An 18,682-nucleotide genomic window follows, 5' to 3' on the forward strand; every position below is an offset into this window, starting at 1 on the left:
ACTTATTTAGCTACCTTTTTTATCCCTTCATAGGCGACCTCTATCATCTTGTCTATCTCTTTATAAGAGATGACATACGGAGGCATGAAATAGATAATATGTCCCAATGGTCTGAGTAAGACCCCTTGTGTTAAAGCATATTCGTAGATCTTTACTCCTATACGTTCAGTGCTTTCGTACCCCTTTAACTCTATAGCAGTGACCATACCCTGCTGTCGTATCTCTTTGACATTAAGTAAAACAGAAAACTTCTCCAACTGTTCTATGATATATCTGCTTTTCTTCTCATTCTCACCGATGATATCATTCTGTTCAAATATCTCCAAAGTTGCCAGTGCAGCGGCACATGCCAAAGGATTCCCTGTATAGCTATGTGAATGTAAAAAAGCTTTATACTCATTATAGTCACAATAAAAAGCCTGATAAACATCATTGGTCGTCATGACTACAGAAAGCGCCAGATACCCCCCTGTCAAAGCTTTAGAGAGGGTCATAAAATCAGGAGATATCTCTGCATGGTCACATGCAAACATCTTTCCTGTACGTCCAAACCCTGTCATGATCTCATCGGCGATGAGATGCACGTCATACTGTTGTGTCAATACCCTTGCACCTGAAAGATAGGCAGGATGGTACATATGCATCCCTCCTGCACCCTGTATAAGAGGTTCCACGATAAAGGCTGCTATCTCATCCGCCTTCTCTTTTAAGACTTCTTCTAATCCCTGCAATGCTTCTTTGGCAGCTTCGATACTTTGGTCTTTGGGTACAGGTACTTGCATATTGGCAATGAGCAGAGGTTCATAAGTATCTTTATAAAGTTCGACATCCCCTACACTCAATGCACCGATGGTCTCTCCATGATATGAATTTGTCAATGAAAGAAAAAGTGCTTTACGCTTTCCTCTGTTGAGATGATAATGATAACTCATTTTTAAAGCAGCTTCCACAGCAGAAGAACCATTGTCTACATAAAAAACCTTCTCCAGACCTTTAGGCGTCATGTTGACAAGTTTATGTGCAAGCTCTATAGCCGGTTCATGCGTAAAGCCTGCCAAAAGCACATGTTCGAGTGTGTCAAGCTGTGCTTTAATTCTGTTGTTGATCGTTTCATTGGCGTGACCAAAAATATTGACCCACCAGGAACTGACTGCATCGATATAGGCATTACCGTCAAAATCATAAAGATAGACACCTTTCCCTGACTTAACAGGCACAAGCGGTAAGGTTTCATGATCTTTCATTTGAGTACATGGATGCCATATGACTTCCAGGTCCCGTTGCATCATTTTTGTATTTTGATTAGACATATTCTTTTCACACTCCGATTCATTAGCGATAAGCTTAGTTTAGATAGAATATTGTACAAATTTTTCGATTGAAGGTAGATGAAGTATGATTAGTTGGATGCAGAAACACAATAAATATCTGGTATGGACGATCTGGATAGCAACCATCGCATTTATTGGTGCAGGTTTTGTAGGTTGGGGAAGTTACAGTTTTGGTTCAAAGGCAGGAAATGTTGCCAAAGTCGGTGATATAGAGATCAAACAAACAAAACTCAACATGGTATACAGCAATCTATACAATCAATACAATCAAGCCATGCAAGGACAACTGGATGATAAAACTGCCCAGGAGATGGGACTGATCAAACAGGCATTTGCCAGATTGGCAACTCAGGCGAAGATCTTGAACTTTGCAAAAGACCTGGGTATTGTTGTTTCAGATGCAGAAGTAGCACAGAAACTGCAAGAGATCAGAGCATTCCAAAAAGATGGTGTTTTTGTCAAAGAGATCTATGAGGGTTACCTGAAAAGTCAAAGACTTAGAGCCAATGCCTTTGAAGAGACACTTAGAGAAGAACTTATCTTGGAAAAGACATTTTCACTCCTTGCAGTAGGTCCTTTGCCATTGGAGGAAGAAGCTGTCTCTGCGGCTATGAATGTTAGTGACAAACTGGCATACAAAGTATTAACCAATGATGATCTCAACTTCGTCACTGATGAATCAAAAGTAAAAGCCTACTGGGAGATGCAAAAAGAGAATTTTTTGACTCCGCAAATGTATGAACTTTCTATCGTCTGGACACAAAGTAAAGATACTGCTGTCACAGAAGATGAGTTAAAAGCACACTATGACAAAAACAGCTTCAACTATACAGATGAAACAGGGAAACAACTCCCTTTCGAAGAAGCTAAAGTACTGGTGACAAAAGATCTCAAGATCAAGAAAACTAAAAAAACAGCACAAAAAGCATATATTGCATTTAAAAAAGGTACCATTGACAACAGTGAAAAGATTACGCTCTCAATGGGTGATGCTAAGCTGACAGAAGAGGTATGGAGTGAATTGAAAGAGAAATCTGTAGGTGATATCCTGAAACCTAAAGTCGTTGCAGATGCCTATGCCACTGTAAAAATAGAGAACATTGTCCTACCAAGGGTAAAAACCTATGAAGAGGCCAAAGAGGAAGTGACGGGGCTTTATGAAAAACAGGCTAAAAAAGAAGCGCTTTTAGCCTTGGCAGAGTCAGCACTGAAAAATGTTGATCAGAACGATATGATCATCTCGGATTTTGTCAAATTGGATGAAAATGTCAACCTAAATCCGTTAAATACACAAGAAAGTTTACAATTTTTACAAAAACTCTTTACATCATCAAAAGAAAAGGGTATCATAAGCGTATTCGATAAGGTTATAGTTTATAATATCTTAGAGCAAAAACTGCTTCCGATGGATGACAACCAGACAGCTTTTGTAAAAGAAACCACAGATAAACTGAAACAAAGTATATTTGAATCGAATCTGATTAAGATGTTAGATGAACAATATCCTACAGAAGTCTATATGGGAGGGCTGACAAATTGAGTGACACAATTTTAGCTATTGATATCGGTTCCACTAAAATATGTGCTATCATTGCTGAAATTCAAGACTCCGAAGTCACCATACAAGGACATGGTATCTCTAAATCCCAAGGGGTTAAGAAAGGTGCGATCACCAATATAGAACTCGCTTCTAAATCCATAAAAAAAGCCATTAATGATGCAAAACGTATTGCAGGAAGCAACATCACTTCTGCAACGGTTTCCATCTCCAATGCCTATGCTAAGAGTCTTAACTCTACGGGTATTGTCAACATCCCACATAAAGACATCTCCATTAAAGAGATCAATCGTGTGATGCAGACAGCACTCTACAATGCTAACGTACCTACTGAGTATGATGTCATCCATGTATTGCCTTACAACTTCAGAGTCGATGACCAAGACTTCATCGAAGATCCGTTCGGTATGAATGCGAGTCGCATGGAAGTAGATGTTAACATCATCATGACACAAAAATCAAATCTTTCCAATCTTAAAAAAGCCGTTCGCTCTGCCGGGGTTGAGATAGATGGTATTGTTTTAAGTGGTTACGCTTCTGCGATAGCTACCATGGATGAGGATGAAAAAGAGTTGGGTGTGGCTGTGATCGATATGGGTGGTCAAACAAGTAATCTTGTCATCCATACGGGTAACTCTATCAGATACAATGATTTCTTAGGTGTAGGTTCAAACCATATTACCAATGACCTTTCCATGGCACTTCATACTCCGCTGCAAATAGCAGAAAATGTCAAAGTACGTCACGGGAGTCTTATTGAGAGTTCCAATGAGGTCATAGAACTCCCGATCATCGGTGATGAAGAGAGTCGTAATGGTGTCTCGTTGGAGGTGGTTCACTCTGTGATTTTCTCACGTGTAGAAGAAGCACTGATGATCCTGTCCAAGTCATTGGAAAAATCTGCATTAAAAGAGCAGATAGGTGCAGGTATTATCTTGACCGGTGGTATGACAAAACTTAAAGGTATGAGAGAATTGGCACAAGCTATCTTTACTGGTATGCCGGTAAGAGTGGGTTATCCAGATAATGTCAATGGTCTTTTTGATGAACTCAAGGATCCAGCATTTTCAACGGTAGTGGGTTTACTGCTCTATAAAGCAGGCGGCCATACGCAATATGAGATCAATTTCCAACAAGAATTGCTCCATTCAAAAGCAATGTTTGAAGATAACCTTAATGATATCAGGATAGGTCATACATCAAATACCGAAGAGGCACAGACAACCAGAGGTCATAAAGAAGAGAACGAACACAAAAAAGAGGATCAGGAAGGATCAGATATATCATTTGATGATCTGCCGGATCTAGGTCATGAAAATAAAAATCCATTTAAAAAACTGGCGAGTTGGGCAAGACAGCTTTTTTAAAAATTAAATAAAGGGGGAAAACATGGAAGAGTTTGAAATAGACATAGTGGAAACAAAATGTCATACAAATGGAGCGAAAATCAAAGCTATCGGCGTTGGTGGAGGCGGTGGTAACATGATCAATCACATGATCAGTGAAGGGATAAACTCGATCGATCTGATCGTTGCCAATACAGATGCACAGGCACTGGACAGTTCTTTGGCACCATACAAAATGCAATTGGGTATCAATGCCACAAGAGGACTGGGTGCAGGGATGCTTCCGGAGAAAGGTAGAGAAGCTGCACTTGAAAGCTTTGAAGATATCAAAAAGACGCTTGAGGGTTCTGATATCGTCTTTATCTCTGCTGGTCTTGGCGGAGGTACAGGTACAGGTGCTGCACCGATCATTGCACAGGCTGCAAAAGAAGTAGGTGCACTGACTGTTTCTATTGTAACCAGCCCTTTTAAATTTGAAGGTAGAAAAAGAACAAAGCTTGCAAAAGAAGGTTTGGAAGAGCTTAAAAGAGAGAGTGATTCGATCATTGTCGTACCGAATGAAAAACTTCTTTCCATCGTTGAGAAGAACCTTGGTATCAAAGAGAGCTTTAGAATGGTAGATGATATTCTTGCTCAAGCCGTAGGTGGTATCTCTAAAGTGATTCTTTCGCATGGGGAAAATGATATCAACCTTGACTTTGCCGATGTTAAAACGGTGATGAGTCATAGAGGTCTTGCTCTTATGGGTGCAGGATACAGTACAGGAACGAATGCAGCCTATGATGCAGCAAAAGCTGCGATCGAGTCTCCGCTGCTTGATAATATCTCTATCGATGGTGCGATGGGTGTACTCGTACACTTTGACATCCACCCTGATTATCCTATCATGGAGATCGGTGAAGCGATGAGTATTGTTGAAGAGAGTGCAGATGAAGATGCATCTGTGATCTTTGGTACCACAACCAATGAGAACATGGCTGTTGATGAAGTGAAGATCACTATCGTTGCTACAGGATTTGAAGATAAAAATGCTGTACCTGAACCAACAGTCACAAAACAAAAAACTTTATTAAGTGCCAACACTTGTGATATCAATACGGTAAGAAGTAAAATGGTTGTAGGTGGATACAACGGTGACAATGAAGACATCTTAGATGTACCTACATTTCTTAGAAAGCAGATGGACTAAATAGACCTACCCTCTTTTATGCTTTAAAGCAGAGAAACTCTTCCTTCTCTGTTTTAACCTTTCCTAACATTTTTCCCTCCTTTCTATTAATCATATTTTGATATGATTCTCCAAAACATAATTATGGATACACTATGAAACATTTAAGAAAACTTTCAACCATAGCAACTGCTACTGGTCTTGGTACGCTTTTAGCGACTGGTGTAACAGGTTGCTTTAGCAATAACCAGCAACAGCAGGAGGAAGCTAAAGCACAAAATGCATTCGTCATTATAGAAGAGACTGCACCGGGAAAATACAAGATCAAAGATGAGTTTCCCGCGGAAGAGACACGTATCGTACTGAAACAACTAGATGGAACCGAACGTGTATTGACCAAACCAGAAATGGATGCACTTGTAGCAGAAGAGTCAGCCAAGATCGACAATGGAACCTCCAACCTGACCAAAGAGCAAAATCCTCAAATGTCCCAGCAAGGTGGTATGGGTCTGGGAGAAATACTTCTTTCAAGTATGGCTGGAGCAGTCATCGGTTCATGGATAGGTTCCAAACTTTTTGGTAACCAAAACTACCAAAACAACAGAAAAGCAGGATACAAATCTCCCTCTACCTATACAAGAAGTCAAAAGAGTTTTGACGCAGCTAAAAACAGAAGTGCTAAGAGAAGCGGTTTTTTCGGTAGTAAAAGTACTTCAAGCCGTACCGGCGGTTTCTTTGGTGGATAAATGATGTTAAAGTTACAAAAAACCACACCATTGGACACAGACTATTTAGAATCACTCGGTTTTGTATGGCATACAGACCGTGATGACTCGAGTTATATCTCTAATGAACTGGTCATCATCTCTGAAGAGGAAGCTGAAGCGTATTATGAAGCAACCAACACACTTTATGACATGGTTGTAGAAGCAGCCGAACACGTCATAGAAAATAATCTCTTTCATGAGATTGGTATACCTTTTAATCTTGTTGAAGTGATCAAGGCATCATGGGAAAATGATGTACATTGGCATTTGTACGGACGTTTTGATCTAGCCGGTGGTGTGGACGGGAAACCCATAAAACTTTTAGAATTCAATGCAGATACACCGACTGCCCTGTTTGAAACTGCTATTGTACAGTGGGCCATGCTCAAAAAAAACGCTCTTGAAGAAGAACATCAGTTCAATGCACTCTATGAAGCACTTATAGAGAATTTTAAACGTCTGGTGACTTTGGAAGAAGATGTTTCTACCTTTGAAGAACGTTATGACGGGTGGAACTTTCTCTTTACCTCAGTCAAAGGAAATTCAGAAGAAGAGAATACCGTTCGACTCCTGCAGCATATCGCCACTGAAGCAGGTTTTAACACAGAGTTTGCCTACATCGATGAGATAGAGTTCTCCCCGGATGAGGGTATCTTTTATGAAGATAAGAACTATGAACTCTGGTTTAAGCTTATCCCTTGGGAAGACATTGCACTGGAAGAGTCAGATCTGGCGATGCTTCTGACCAATATCATCAAAAGCCAGAAAGCGATTATCTTCAACCCGGCCTATACCCTGCTTTTTCAAAGTAAAGGGCTGCTTAAGATCCTCTGGGACCTCTATCCGAACCACCCTCTGCTACTTGAGAGTTCTTTTGAACCGTTAGAAGGGAAAAAACAGGTGAAAAAACCTGTCTTTGGAAGAGAGGGAGGCAGTGTCACTATCTTGGATGAAAACGGACAGGAGTCTGAGAGTATTGAAGGAGACTACGACAGTCACAAAATGGTCTACCAGGCCTATACCGAACTGGCGTCAGATATTGAGGGACAATCTTATCAGGCAGGTGTATTTTATGCGTACGAAGCCTGTGGACTTGGTTTTAGAAAAGGTGGAAAGATCCTGGATAATATGTCTAAATTCGTAGGGCATATCGTCCAGTAATAAGCGTGTACACAATGTACACCGCTAGAAACAATATATCTTTTTTTAAAACCTTATAACATTCTATTTTATAAGGTTTTAAAGTGATGTATAGATTTACTTAAATGTCATCAGTGCATAGCCCTTATTTTGTAAACCGATCGTATCTATAAAACTATTTTTAGATATTTGAATAAACGGCAAAACCTCTTTCTCGTCAATCGCATTTGCATTCAATGACATGGCACAGACGATGATCTTCACCTTTTTCTTTTGAGCCAATCGTGTAATGGTCTCCTGTGCCATTTTTATATAAGGCATATCCTCATCAGGTACTATTTCATCATACACATTTGAGACCATGGGAACACATCCTCCATGCAGTGTAATGGCAAAGTCAGCCTTGTCGCCATTTTGTTCGATCATACCCATGGTTCTTTCTATTAAATTCATACGTGACATCACAAAGCGGGCATTATCTGAACTACAGTCAAAAACGGACTTGTACTCTTGTGCCTGCATCAAACTCACTAAACCTACGATTAAAAATATATACTTTTTCATGATCACACTTCTCCTATTATTTATTTTTTTCATTTATATCAGCGGGGTCTTCGTACTCTATGGTCGGTAGCAAAAATGCAATGGTCAGTAAAATGCCACTTAGCGTGAATACAATAAGCAGACTATGTTCTGTAAAAAAATCCGGTACTCTGATCTTACCCAGGTCAGGCCCTAAGATTTGCTGTATATAGGGATACCCGATCGTAAAAACATACCCACCGAACATCCCGCCGATCACACCTACCAATGCATCAAGACGCCCTTCAGAAACTGAAACAAGAAATGCTGATGGACATTTACCTAAAATAACCAAACCTATCCCAAAGAGGATTCCACCGATGATAAGACCACCTAGCATCGTCGGTTTAATATTATACGTTGCATAACCTGATTCGACAAGAAAGTAAAACCCTACACTTGATAGTGCTACTGTGGTCATAGCCATTCTAGGGACAAGCGTATCCTCAAATATCATAAAACCGGCCATCTTTTCAAATTTGTCGAGACGTGAATATAAGATAATAGCCCCAAAAGCAAACCCAATAAGCAGCACCTTTACAATAGATCCATGTTCTTGACCTGATACCACATCGAACATTTTAATGATATCATCAATCATCACTTTTTCCTTTTTTTATAAAAAAATCTACCGGTGATCATCCCAGTACCTAATGCGACTACAGCAAATATTATACCACTAACAGCCAGTTGACTACCGCCAGATAAGATATGTCCTGCATTACAACCTCCAGCCAATCTCGCTCCAAATATCAAAAGAAATCCGGCAATAAAGCTCCAAACCATACGAGAAGGAATCGAAGTGTTTTTTCTTTCTTTCCAAAGTGTAGGAATATAACTTAGATGAAATGTTTTGGTAACAACTGTAGACATAAAAAGTCCTCCAAAAAATACACCGATGAGCATGACGGCTTCCCATGCACCGGATTTCTCTATGATCGCAGCATATTCATACTGCTCTGTATCTAGATCAAAGATCAAATTGGCAAAATATGACATGCCGGTTGATGCACCAATGGGACGATTAGCACCCCAGGTAGAGAAAGTGTAATAAAATAGTAAAGCCATTAAAAGACCACCAAGCCACCAAGGTATTGAACGAGGCATCATTTATCCTTTATTTAGATCTATATAATGTCAAGTCTTACTTAACGTTTTATTATAAGCAGAGATTGCTTATATAGAAATTAAAAACGTTAAGCTTAACTTAACGTTTTTAATATATACTTTTATTAAAACCAATCAAGGAGAAAATATATGAAAAAAGTAATCGGAGCTGTAGCACTTTCGCTGTTCATATCGATGTCTATACCAACAAATTCTATGGCAGGTGTAAAAAAAGGACAACGACTCTATAAGAAACACTTCTATAAAAAGTGTAAATTTTCAGGTGTGATGTTTGCTAGAAACCATTTACAGGCAGAGTGGGAAGAGATCTATGAAACTGGTAAGTTTCCGCAGGAAGCAAAAAATATCTGTCCAAACCTTGTAATAGAAACGATCAAAGAAGAGTGGTGGAAAGAGATTTATGCCTATGCAGTGAAATATGCAAAAGATGGTGTACCACCTAATGGATGTAATGATTAAAAATGAATCACAAAGGAGTGACGTATGGAGCTTTGGAAAATCATTATATTCTGTCTCGTAGTACTGATTATAGTCGTAGGTGGGTATGTATTTATGTTCTTTCACATTATGCGAAGAGATCCAAAAGAATTGGAATATAGAAAACACATCGGTCAAGATAATAGACTGATACCGCCTAGAGATAAAAAATGATCATGTCATCTTTGCATTGACAACAACACTTAAACACTCGTAGGTTGTTCTTCTTCATCCTTATCTGCTTTACTACACTCTACAGAAACTATCTCCACGTCTTCACTGTCAATACGTGCAGCCGTGAGTTTTCCTCCCCATACACATCCGGTATCCAGAGCCAATACATGCTCATCTTCATAAAATCCCAAAGCCGACCAGTGCCCCATAATAATACGCAGATGGATATCTTTACGATAATCACATTCAAACCAGGGTTTTAACTCTTGTTCTCTCAGTTCGTCTGTAGGCGGACCTTTTTGGTCAAAATCAAGTCTATGGTCACCATAGCAAAACCGCATACGTGTGAAGGCACTGACAATATAACGGTCGATATCTATAAGGCTCGCCTTCCTGTTAAAACGGTTACTTCCTTGTCTTAACATTTGTTCCAACCAAACAGAAACATGGTCACTTTGTAGTTTCTCTTCCACACGCTTTGCATATCTCATGGCCATACCCAGATCAAATTCAGGAGAGATACCCGCATGGGCCATACAGTACCCAAGCTGATAATCCACATGCAACAACTTTTGTCCTCTAAGCCAATCTATGAGCTTTTTGGCTTCAGATGACTCAAGTATAGGATCAATGGTTGGATTGGATTTTTTGATACCATAATAAGCTGCTATAAGGGTGATATCATGATTACCAAGAACGATCTCAACATTTTCTTTGATACTGTAAAGATATTTCAGTGTTTCCAGTGAACCTTCACCTCTGTTGACCAGGTCACCAGCGATCCAGAGTTTATCCTGTGTGACATCAAACGATATCTTTTCCAGTAATGCTTTCAAGGAGTTGTAGCACCCCTGTATATCACCTATAGCCCATACTGCCATTAACTGTACCCCAACTGTTTTTTATATTCGGCTACTTTCTGCTCAAAGCTCATCTTTGCATAGGCAGCAGAAGGTGAAGGGAGATAGACTGTCTCTATATCCAGGTGTGAAAAGTGTGTTTTAAACAATGCCTCTGCTTTTCTCCCGGTAAAAGCCAATCTGGTAATACTCGGATGCGCTTCCAAAAATGCAGCCAGGTCATTAACCTCTTCATTTTCCAAAGAACTGTCAAGAGAGTTCTCTCTGCTGCATCCTTTGACCATATCCCAAAGTCCTAATTTAGACTCTTTAAGCAACCAGAGTCTCTGATCACGAGTGTTTGCAGGGTAGGATGTCACACTTTCAAGGATCTTCCAGAATTGATTGCGTGGATGTGCATAGTAAAAATTATTTTCAAAAGACTGGATACTGGGGAAAGAACCCAGAATGAGTGTTTGGGTATCTTTAAATACGATAGGCTTGAAAGGGTGTGCTAAAATTTCACTCATACTGCTACTTGCACGCCTTACGCATATTCTGTGCGATCAGTACAATCAGAGCCAACGAAAAGATCTTGAAATTGATCTCGCTTCCTTTGTGCGTATTGAGAAAGGCTACTGAATTCGTTGCCTCCACACCTTGTTCTTGCATCGCAATAATATCAGGTATATAGTACTGGGAAAAAAGAAGCCCTGTAGCCAAGACTAAAAATGTGGCAACCTGTGTCAGTGTATCTCTCTCAAACTTCTTGAACTTATACCCTTCATAGAGTACCACTGACACCAACAGTACATTTACCAGATAAGAGAGCCTCAAAAAGTTCTCTGTCATAATCTGTCCCTCTTGAAACTGTGTGAGCACTTCACTACCCAGCCATTGTTCTGTGTGAAACGTGACAGGTGCTACGACAATACCGGCAAAAAGTCCTGCGCCAAGAGCCGCACTCAAAAATATAAGGTAGGTCATGGTTATCATCCGAAAATATCTGTTCATACTGACTCACTTTTTTTGAATTTAATTACAAATCCCCGGTCAAACTGTGCCAGGTCCTTATAAAATTTTATATATTCTACACCGATTTCATTGACAAACGCTTGTATCGGCTCCTTTTGATCGTACCCCATTTCACAAGCAAGATAGGGTATACCTCGATGCTTCACATCCAAAATGATCTCTTTGAGCAATTCATCCCCTATCCTTCCTCCAAACAGTGCTTCTTTGGGTTCATAGTCAATGACATTGGACTCAAGTAAAAAATCTTCTGCGATATAAGGAGGATTTGAAACCACCAATTCCAGATCTTCATGTACCTCATCTATAAGGTGGGACTTGCGAAGTTCTATCTGTTCACCCACTCCGAATCTTTCAATGTTCTTCTTTGCCACTTTGAGTGGTGTCTCACAAATATCTGTTGCAATGATCCGAAGCTGAGGGAATTTACGGGCCAACACAATGGAGATCGCACCCGACCCTACACCGATTTCAGCGATACGGGTGATCTTCTCTTTTTCGATGATCTCTGCGACCAGGTCTATAAGTATCTCCGTTTCCGGACGGGGTATCAGTACCCCCTCTTCTACTTCCAAATGAATGTCATAAAAACTGGCTGAACCGACGATATATTCGTAAGGCTCATGTGCAGCTCTTCTTTGAATAAGCGTTTGAAATTGATCCACATCGGGGAGAGTGTCATTTTCATGTATCATCAAATAGGTACGGTCCTGTCCAAGATGATAGGCCAAAAGCAGTTCTGCCTCAAAAGCAGGACGTTCACACACCTCTTTAAGTGCTTCCTTGCCCCAAAGGAGTCCCTCTTTAATCGTCATTTCTGTCCATATGTGCGAAAATACCCTCTTTCGGCAGTGTAGTTGCTTCACCTGCGATCGTATTGGAGGCGTCAAACCCTAACTCTTTGAGTCTCTCAAGCACCGGCGGATGCGTATAGTAAAAGAAGATCACCAATGGGTGTGATTTGGGAAATGCTTTGTTCTCTGTCACAAGTTTCATCAGTGCAGATACCAGGTTCTCTTTGCCGCCCATTTGCGAACCATATTCATCTGCAGCATACTCATTATGGCGGCTAACATAGGACATAAACGGCGTAAAGACAAAACTCACAAGCGGTAACAACAACATCAACATCGCGATTTGGACACCTGCCTCAGGAATCACACCCATCTGTGTAAAGAGTGCATCCGGTAAATGGCCAAAGAGATAAAATGCGATAAAAAGAAGTACACCCATCAACCCTATATTTTTCCAGATATCCCCATGAGAGAAATGACCCAATTCATGCCCCAGTACGGCAAGGAGTTCTTTAGTGTTAAGCTTTTCCAACAATGTATCGAAAAGAACCACACGTTTACTCTTACCCAATCCACCGAAAAATGCATTCAAACGACTGTCACGTTTAGAAGCATCCATCACAAAGATACCGTCACTTTTAAGTCCGGCCTGACCCATCATTGCCGTAATTTTTTCTTTGAGTTCCCCCTCCTCGAGCGGAGAGAACTTATTAAACAGGGCCATGAAGGTGGGAGCCAAAAGATTTGCCAGCACTGCTACGGTGAACATGGCTGCAAATCCCCAAATCCACCATGTGGCATAATTCTCTATGATCCAGGATAAAAGTGCAAAAACCGCACCGCCCAGAATGAAAAACAACAGGCTTGTTTTGATCATATCTATCATATACATTTTCGCCGTCATTTTATTAAATCCAAACGCTTCATCTATTTTGAACTTTTGGTAGAGTTCAAAAGGAAGTCCTATGACATAATTGACTATAACAAAACCGAACAGGAACACAACGGCCTGCATGATGTTACCTTCTACTTGAACCAGTGTTGAGAGCCAGGCAAAACCTCCAAATACCCACCAGATAAATACCAGATAATCTACAAAATCACTCACAAGAGAAAGTTTTCCGTTCGCCACTGCATAGTTTCCTGCTGTGAGGTATTTGTCTGCCGGCATCAGTACAGGCGTTTTTCTTTTTTCTTCATTGATATACCCTATCTGCATAGCAGAGATATAGAGTTTCATAAAGGTGTAGAGAGAGTAAAAGATAATAATGGTTTCCAGCATAGATTTCCTTGGTATATAATGGTGAAATATACCAAATCAAGCCTTAAAAGCCACTCTATTTGCTATAATTGCAACAATCTATCATAAGGAACCATTTTGGCACTCATCGACCTCTTTGACATCAAAAAACAATATGACATCAAGCTGCTTCTCAATGGGGTTGATTTCCACCTGGATGAGGGAGAACGTGTCACTATCGTGGGTCAAAACGGCTGTGGAAAATCTACACTGATGAAGATAATCATGGGAGAAGAAGAACCTACTGACGGGAAAAGGGTAGTGAACAGTTCGATACAGGTAGAGATGCTCGCACAACAGCCCCACTTCGATCCAGCTCTTTCAGTTAGAGAAGCGATATTCAATGAACTGACTGAACTCAAAGAAGCCAAAGAAGCATATGATACACTGAGTCTCAAAGTGGCGGAAGATTTTGAAAATGAAGAGCTGCTCACACAACTGGAAAAAGTCTCCTCTTTTCTGGACCATCACAATGCCTGGAACCTTGATGACAAGATCGAACGTGTCATGCAGGAGTTTCAGCTCAAAGCCTATGAGGATCGCCCCGTAGTCTCGCTTTCCGGAGGTGAACAGCGTCGTGTAGCCCTGGCATCTCTCATACTTAAAAAACCCGATGTACTACTTCTTGATGAACCGACCAACCACCTTGATGTCTATATGGTCGAATTCTTGGAGGAGATGCTTCTTAAGGGAAATTTCACCCTACTCTTTATCTCACACGACAGGCATTTCATCGATACTGTAGCCACACGTGTGGTAGAAGTGGATAACCAGCAACTTGTCAGTTATACGGGCGGTTATATGAGTTACCTCGAACAAAAAGAGGCACGTATGCATGCTTTGAAAAAGGGGCATGAGAACCTTCTTAGACTGCTGAAACAGGAAGAAGCCTGGCTTAGAAAAGGGGTAAGGGCTAGAGAAAAGCGTAATCAGGGACGTAAAAAACGTGTCTTTGAGCTTCGTGATGAAGCGAAGAAAAACCCTACACTCATTCGAAAGATGATGGTAGAACTTGAACGTGAGAAAAAACATTTCAACCGTGATGAAGGGGTATCGAGAAAAAAAATGCTTTTTGAACTTGAAAATATCTCATACTCGGTTCCGGGGAAAAAACTCATAGAGAACTTTACGACACGTATCCTTCAGAAAGATAAAATAGCCATTGTCGGTATCAATGGTGCGGGAAAATCTACACTATTGAAACTGATGCTTGGACGGATCAAACCCCAAAGCGGACTCATCAAGCAGGGAGACTTTTCCATAGGTTATTTTGACCAACACAGAGAGATGCTTGACAATGAAAAAACACTGATCGAGACTTTTTGCCCTGACGGGGGAGACCACATAGAAGTACAGGGTGTCAATCTTCATGTCTACGGCTACCTTAAATCGTTTCTTTTTCCCAAAGAGTTCCTGGCTAAAAAAGTCGGCATGCTCTCTGGCGGAGAGAAAAACCGTGTGGCATTGGCATTGCTCTTGACTAAAAAAGTGGATTGTCTCATCCTGGATGAACCTACCAATGACCTGGACATCCAGACCATTAATATCCTAGAAGAGAAACTTATCAACTTTCCAGGTGCCATACTCTTTGTCTCACATGACCGTTACTTCATAGACAAAATCGCTTCTAAACTCTTTATCTTTAAAGGAAATGGTGTGGTTGAAGAGTCTTATCAGACCTATACGGAGTACCTGGAGATAGAAAAAGAGATGAAAGAGCTTGATACGCTCGAACAAGAGGTCAAGACCTCTGAAAAAAAAGAGGTACCGGTCACTGTCAAAAAACAGACAAAACTGAGTTATAAAGAGCAAAGGGATTATGATACCCTGCCTGATGAGATCGAAGCTCTGGAACAGCAGATAGCTGCGCTTAATGCATGTTTACAGGATCCGGAGTGTTATCAGGAAAAAGGTTTGACTGCACTGAGTGAGGAACTGAGTAAACTTGAGAAGGTGTATGAAGAAAAAAGTGACAGATATCTGGAAGTTTTGGAAATTTTTGAGTCTCTTTAATTACCAGTATACCATGACACTGCGTCTTCCCCAACGTAGCGCTCTCCTTTTATCAAGCCCCATATAGATGTCGATACGCTTTTGGTAGCGTTTATTCATTTTGTCGCGTACCGTATAGTAACCAGGTAAACCACCGATACGGACTTTTGTCCCATTACGCATGCCATATTTTTTTATCATATCTCTGGAAACTGCAATGATCTTCATACCCGGACGCAGACGATTATTCCATGCTGCCAGGAAAGGTGTCTCATCTGTTTGTCCCACATGCGACGTATACGCAGTGGCGGTGACACGAAGCCTTTTCTCTGTTTTTAGATGTGCCAGTATATGAGGAAGTGGAAGTCTGATCATTCTACCTGTACGTATGATCGCATTGCTTTTGATCTTATTAAATTGCATCAAATCTTCAGGTTCAAGATCAAACTTTTTGGCAATGGAAATGATCGTATCTCCCTCCCTGATGAAGTAATTGCCAGAAGAGACTGCATCAATCCTCTTTTGTTCAAAGGGGAGTTTTAGTTTCTGTCCGATACGCAGAGGAGATTGGATCCGAATACCGTTCATTTTTGCGATCTCTTGTGTTGTTAAGCCAAATTTCTTTGCGATCTTACTCAGTGCATCGCCACTTACAACCCTGTACTTACCGTAAATAATTTGAGGTTTCTCAGGCACTTCAGCTATGATTGTTTCTACAAGTTCTCTTTCTATACGGGGAGGGGCTTCACAAGTCTCTATCTCTTCTATCTTATCATCAAGTATGACTTGGGCGATGGGTTCTTCTGTTTCTGTATACTTTGTAAATGCTTTTTCACTTCCCTTAAAACGTACAGACTCTTGGACTTTTACATGCCGTTCTATCATATCCTCTACGGAAACCACTTTGAGAAAACGCTTTTTTTCAGGAACAGGTAACGTTTTTGCCCTGATCAATTTTTTCCTATTCACATCATAAATGATCTCTTTAGCTTTAAGAAATTTCGCCCCGTAAGGGTTACACGTGGTCATACCAGCGGTGACAACCCTGCAGTCTATCATCGACTTTGCAGCGGCTGTTTCCAGACATAGATAGGATAGTAAAAAAAATCTCAAGTGATTTCTGGACATTACGTTATGCTAAACTATAAAAAGTTTAACATCTCTCCTTTAATGGACTCTTTTTCAACGATGACCGAATGGATCACAGGTTTCTCGAACAGCCCGTTTATCATAGGCGGTACAGATACACCTGCATGTTCACTCACCCATTTCAGTGCTTCTACATCATCTTTGACCTCATGTCCCAGTGATTTTGAAACAGACGGACTGAACTTGGTCCATTCTGCAGTCGAGTAGACCACCGTTTTGAGATCTTTTTCTCTTAATGTTTTATAGGCTCTCATACATGTGGCTGTATGCGGGTCCATAATGTACCCTTTTTTTGCATATTCGCCTACCACAGCTTCACACTCTTCATCATCTGAGAAAGAGGCATCAAAATCTTCACGCAACAGTGCGAGTTCATCTGTGCTCAACTGGTACTTGCCGTCTTTGGCCAATCCTTCCATCAATTCTTTGGTACGTGCTGCACCGAATTTATCAAACATAATACGTTCAACATTAGAACTTTTCAAAATATCCATAGCCGGTGATTCTGTCTGTATGAGTGTACGTGTTGTAAGATCATACGACCCCTTGGTGATCCAATCTGTCAGAATATTATTGATATTGGATGAGATAAGGATCTTTTCTATCGGTAAACCTGCTTTTTTTGCATAATAGGCACCTAAAGCATTCCCGAAGTTACCACTAGGAACAACCAGATAGATCTTCTCACCCATTTGGATGCTCTGCTTACGTACCAACTCCAGGTAGGAGTGGATATGGTAAATGATCTGGAAGATAATACGCCCGAAGTTTACAGAGTTTGCTGCTGAAAGTTTGATATTTCTCTCTTCCAATTCAGCCTTAAAGTCATCAGAGGCAAGCAGATCTTTGAGAGTATTCTGCGTATCGTCGAAATTACCTTTCACACCGATCACTTTCAGATTTGAAGCATCTTCTGTAACCATTTGCAGTCTTTGAACATCGGATGTACCCCCATCCGGGTAAAGACATGCTACCTGCACACCTTCCTGATCTTTAAAGGTTTCGAGTGTGGCAGGACCGGTATCTCCGCTTGTCGCTGCCATGATAAGATAGTGTTCACCCCTTTTTTGCGCCAATTTACTTAACACATACCCAAAAGGTTGTAAAGCCATATCTTTAAAGGCTCTTGTAGGACCATGGTAGAGCTCAGAGACAAAGCAGTCATCTTCGATCTGGGAAAGCGGTACAGGATTTGAAGGATCATCAAATGCATCATATCTTTTTAACGCTTCTACCAGTACTTCTTTTTCAATATCTATACCAAATTGTTCCAAAAAATCCAATGCCAATGTTTTATAATGGCTGGAGAGATGCCCCTCTAGGTATTCTCTATCTAACGTTGGGAGTTCTTTGGGTACATATAACCCACCAAAACTAGCACTTGGGCTGAGTATTGCTTCTGAAAATGGTACAGATGAAGGTTTCTGTCCGTCATTTCCGCGTGTCTCAATAAATTGCATCTATATTATCCTATGTTTATATGAATGATAATTATAGCTAAATAAGCTAAGGATTATAAGAAATTAGGGGGAATAAAATCTGAAGTAAACTCAAGTATCTAGTATCTATTTGCCCTACAATAATAGGAGAAGAATGATTTAGGGAAAAGAATGTCAACTAATAAAATCATAGAGACAAACAAACACTAAAATACTCAGGTAATAGAAGAAATGAAACTTTCTAATAGATAGAATGAGTTTATATCTCTATTGGTAGTCTGGCGATCTACGTGAGACCCATAACTTTCCGTACCCACCTCGCGATGAACTTGGCTTTTTCAATACAGTATAACCGTATGAAAGAATTATAACACACTTACCTAAGAGAAAGAACTTAAATTCTAAAAAAAATTTAAAAATTTATAATTTTTTATTGTTTTTCTCATTTAACCTATACAATTTATTG

Annotated in this window: 19 protein-coding genes and 1 riboswitch; of the genes, 8 read left to right on the forward strand and 11 right to left on the reverse strand. The window is 40.4% G+C overall.

Annotation, left to right across the window (positions count from 1 at the left end; all coding sequences use genetic code 11):
- Positions 1-2: 2 nt before the first annotated feature.
- A complete protein-coding gene (locus tag PF327_RS08710) occupies positions 3-1,310 on the reverse strand; it encodes an adenosylmethionine--8-amino-7-oxononanoate transaminase (protein ID WP_289402192.1) in 1,308 nt (435 codons plus the stop codon).
- Positions 1,311-1,395: 85 nt separating this feature from the next.
- Here PF327_RS08710 and PF327_RS08715 point away from each other — a divergent pair, with 85 nt between their 5' ends.
- From PF327_RS08715 to PF327_RS08735, 5 genes are all read left to right on the forward strand, one after another.
- Complete coding sequence (locus PF327_RS08715; protein WP_289402193.1) at positions 1,396-2,871, forward strand: peptidylprolyl isomerase; 1,476 nt, start codon at positions 1,396-1,398, stop codon at positions 2,869-2,871.
- Positions 2,868-4,256, forward strand: coding sequence for a cell division protein FtsA (ftsA, locus tag PF327_RS08720; protein WP_008241773.1), 1,389 nt, complete (start codon positions 2,868-2,870; stop codon positions 4,254-4,256). Before PF327_RS08715 ends, ftsA begins: the two co-directional genes overlap by 4 nt.
- Before the next feature lie 22 nt (positions 4,257-4,278).
- The gene (gene ftsZ / locus PF327_RS08725; RefSeq protein WP_289402194.1) at positions 4,279-5,424 is read left to right on the forward strand and encodes a cell division protein FtsZ; all 1,146 of its coding nucleotides are present in this window, start codon (positions 4,279-4,281) and stop codon (positions 5,422-5,424) included.
- 134 nt (positions 5,425-5,558) lie between these two features.
- Positions 5,559-6,149 (forward strand): UPF0323 family lipoprotein, encoded by a 591-nt coding sequence (locus tag PF327_RS08730; protein ID WP_008241768.1) that lies wholly within the window; start codon positions 5,559-5,561, stop codon positions 6,147-6,149.
- 3 nt (positions 6,150-6,152) lie between these two features.
- Entirely contained in the window at positions 6,153-7,331 is a 1,179-nt protein-coding gene (locus PF327_RS08735; protein WP_289402195.1) for a glutathionylspermidine synthase family protein, read from the forward strand.
- 96 nt (positions 7,332-7,427) lie between these two features.
- Here the strand turns inward: PF327_RS08735 and PF327_RS08740 are convergent, their stop codons facing one another.
- Genes PF327_RS08740 through PF327_RS08750 form a run of 3 tightly spaced genes read right to left on the reverse strand, consistent with a single transcriptional unit; the run spans position 7,428 to position 8,999 of the window.
- A complete protein-coding gene (locus PF327_RS08740; RefSeq protein ID WP_289402196.1) occupies positions 7,428-7,874 on the reverse strand; it encodes a DsrE family protein in 447 nt (148 codons plus the stop codon).
- Between the two features lie 16 nt (positions 7,875-7,890).
- Positions 7,891-8,493, reverse strand: a complete 603-nt coding sequence (locus PF327_RS08745) for a YeeE/YedE thiosulfate transporter family protein (RefSeq protein ID WP_289402197.1) — start codon at positions 8,491-8,493, stop codon at positions 7,891-7,893.
- Positions 8,493-8,999 (reverse strand): YeeE/YedE thiosulfate transporter family protein, encoded by a 507-nt coding sequence (locus PF327_RS08750; RefSeq protein WP_289402198.1) that lies wholly within the window; start codon positions 8,997-8,999, stop codon positions 8,493-8,495. The genes PF327_RS08745 and PF327_RS08750 overlap by 1 nt, the downstream gene beginning before the upstream one ends.
- Before the next feature lie 150 nt (positions 9,000-9,149).
- Between PF327_RS08750 and PF327_RS08755 the strand changes: the two genes are divergently transcribed.
- Positions 9,150-9,479: a hypothetical protein gene (locus tag PF327_RS08755; RefSeq protein WP_289402199.1), complete on the forward strand. Its 330-nt coding sequence runs from the start codon at positions 9,150-9,152 to the stop codon at positions 9,477-9,479.
- A 24-nt stretch (positions 9,480-9,503) separates the two neighbouring features.
- The gene (locus tag PF327_RS08760) at positions 9,504-9,671 is read left to right on the forward strand and encodes a hypothetical protein (RefSeq protein WP_155993613.1); all 168 of its coding nucleotides are present in this window, start codon (positions 9,504-9,506) and stop codon (positions 9,669-9,671) included.
- A gap of 29 nt (positions 9,672-9,700) precedes the next feature.
- On the opposite strand, the gene PF327_RS08765 is transcribed toward PF327_RS08760, so the two are convergent.
- The 5 genes from PF327_RS08765 to PF327_RS08785 are packed head-to-tail and all read right to left on the reverse strand — an operon-like array spanning position 9,701 to position 13,618.
- On the reverse strand, positions 9,701-10,552 hold the full coding sequence (locus PF327_RS08765) for a symmetrical bis(5'-nucleosyl)-tetraphosphatase (protein WP_289402200.1): 852 nt from the start codon (positions 10,550-10,552) through the stop codon (positions 9,701-9,703).
- Positions 10,552-11,040, reverse strand: a complete 489-nt coding sequence (locus tag PF327_RS08770) for a DNA-deoxyinosine glycosylase (RefSeq protein WP_289402201.1) — start codon at positions 11,038-11,040, stop codon at positions 10,552-10,554. Before PF327_RS08770 ends, PF327_RS08765 begins: the two co-directional genes overlap by 1 nt.
- A gap of 4 nt (positions 11,041-11,044) precedes the next feature.
- Positions 11,045-11,524 (reverse strand): DUF4149 domain-containing protein, encoded by a 480-nt coding sequence (locus PF327_RS08775; protein ID WP_289402202.1) that lies wholly within the window; start codon positions 11,522-11,524, stop codon positions 11,045-11,047.
- Positions 11,521-12,357 carry a peptide chain release factor N(5)-glutamine methyltransferase gene (gene prmC / locus PF327_RS08780; protein ID WP_289402203.1) on the reverse strand — a complete coding sequence of 279 codons (837 nt, stop codon included), beginning with the start codon at positions 12,355-12,357 and terminating at the stop codon, positions 11,521-11,523. Before prmC ends, PF327_RS08775 begins: the two co-directional genes overlap by 4 nt.
- Positions 12,347-13,618 carry a M48 family metallopeptidase gene (locus PF327_RS08785; RefSeq protein WP_289402204.1) on the reverse strand — a complete coding sequence of 424 codons (1,272 nt, stop codon included), beginning with the start codon at positions 13,616-13,618 and terminating at the stop codon, positions 12,347-12,349. The genes prmC and PF327_RS08785 overlap by 11 nt, the downstream gene beginning before the upstream one ends.
- 96 nt (positions 13,619-13,714) lie before the next feature.
- Between PF327_RS08785 and abc-f the strand changes: the two genes are divergently transcribed.
- Positions 13,715-15,649: a ribosomal protection-like ABC-F family protein gene (gene abc-f / locus PF327_RS08790; RefSeq protein ID WP_008241741.1), complete on the forward strand. Its 1,935-nt coding sequence runs from the start codon at positions 13,715-13,717 to the stop codon at positions 15,647-15,649.
- On the opposite strand, the gene PF327_RS08795 is transcribed toward abc-f, so the two are convergent.
- The gene (locus PF327_RS08795) at positions 15,650-16,756 is read right to left on the reverse strand and encodes a 3D domain-containing protein (protein WP_289402205.1); all 1,107 of its coding nucleotides are present in this window, start codon (positions 16,754-16,756) and stop codon (positions 15,650-15,652) included. It abuts the gene before it with no gap.
- A 14-nt stretch (positions 16,757-16,770) separates the two neighbouring features.
- A complete protein-coding gene (gene thrC, locus PF327_RS08800) occupies positions 16,771-18,237 on the reverse strand; it encodes a threonine synthase (RefSeq protein ID WP_289402206.1) in 1,467 nt (488 codons plus the stop codon).
- 248 nt (positions 18,238-18,485) lie between these two features.
- A riboswitch (cyclic di-GMP riboswitch) is annotated at positions 18,486-18,560 on the reverse strand.
- Positions 18,561-18,682 lie beyond the last annotated feature (122 nt).

It is taken from the genome of Sulfurovum xiamenensis (assembly GCF_030347995.1).
Taxonomy (GTDB): domain Bacteria; phylum Campylobacterota; class Campylobacteria; order Campylobacterales; family Sulfurovaceae; genus Sulfurovum; species Sulfurovum xiamenensis.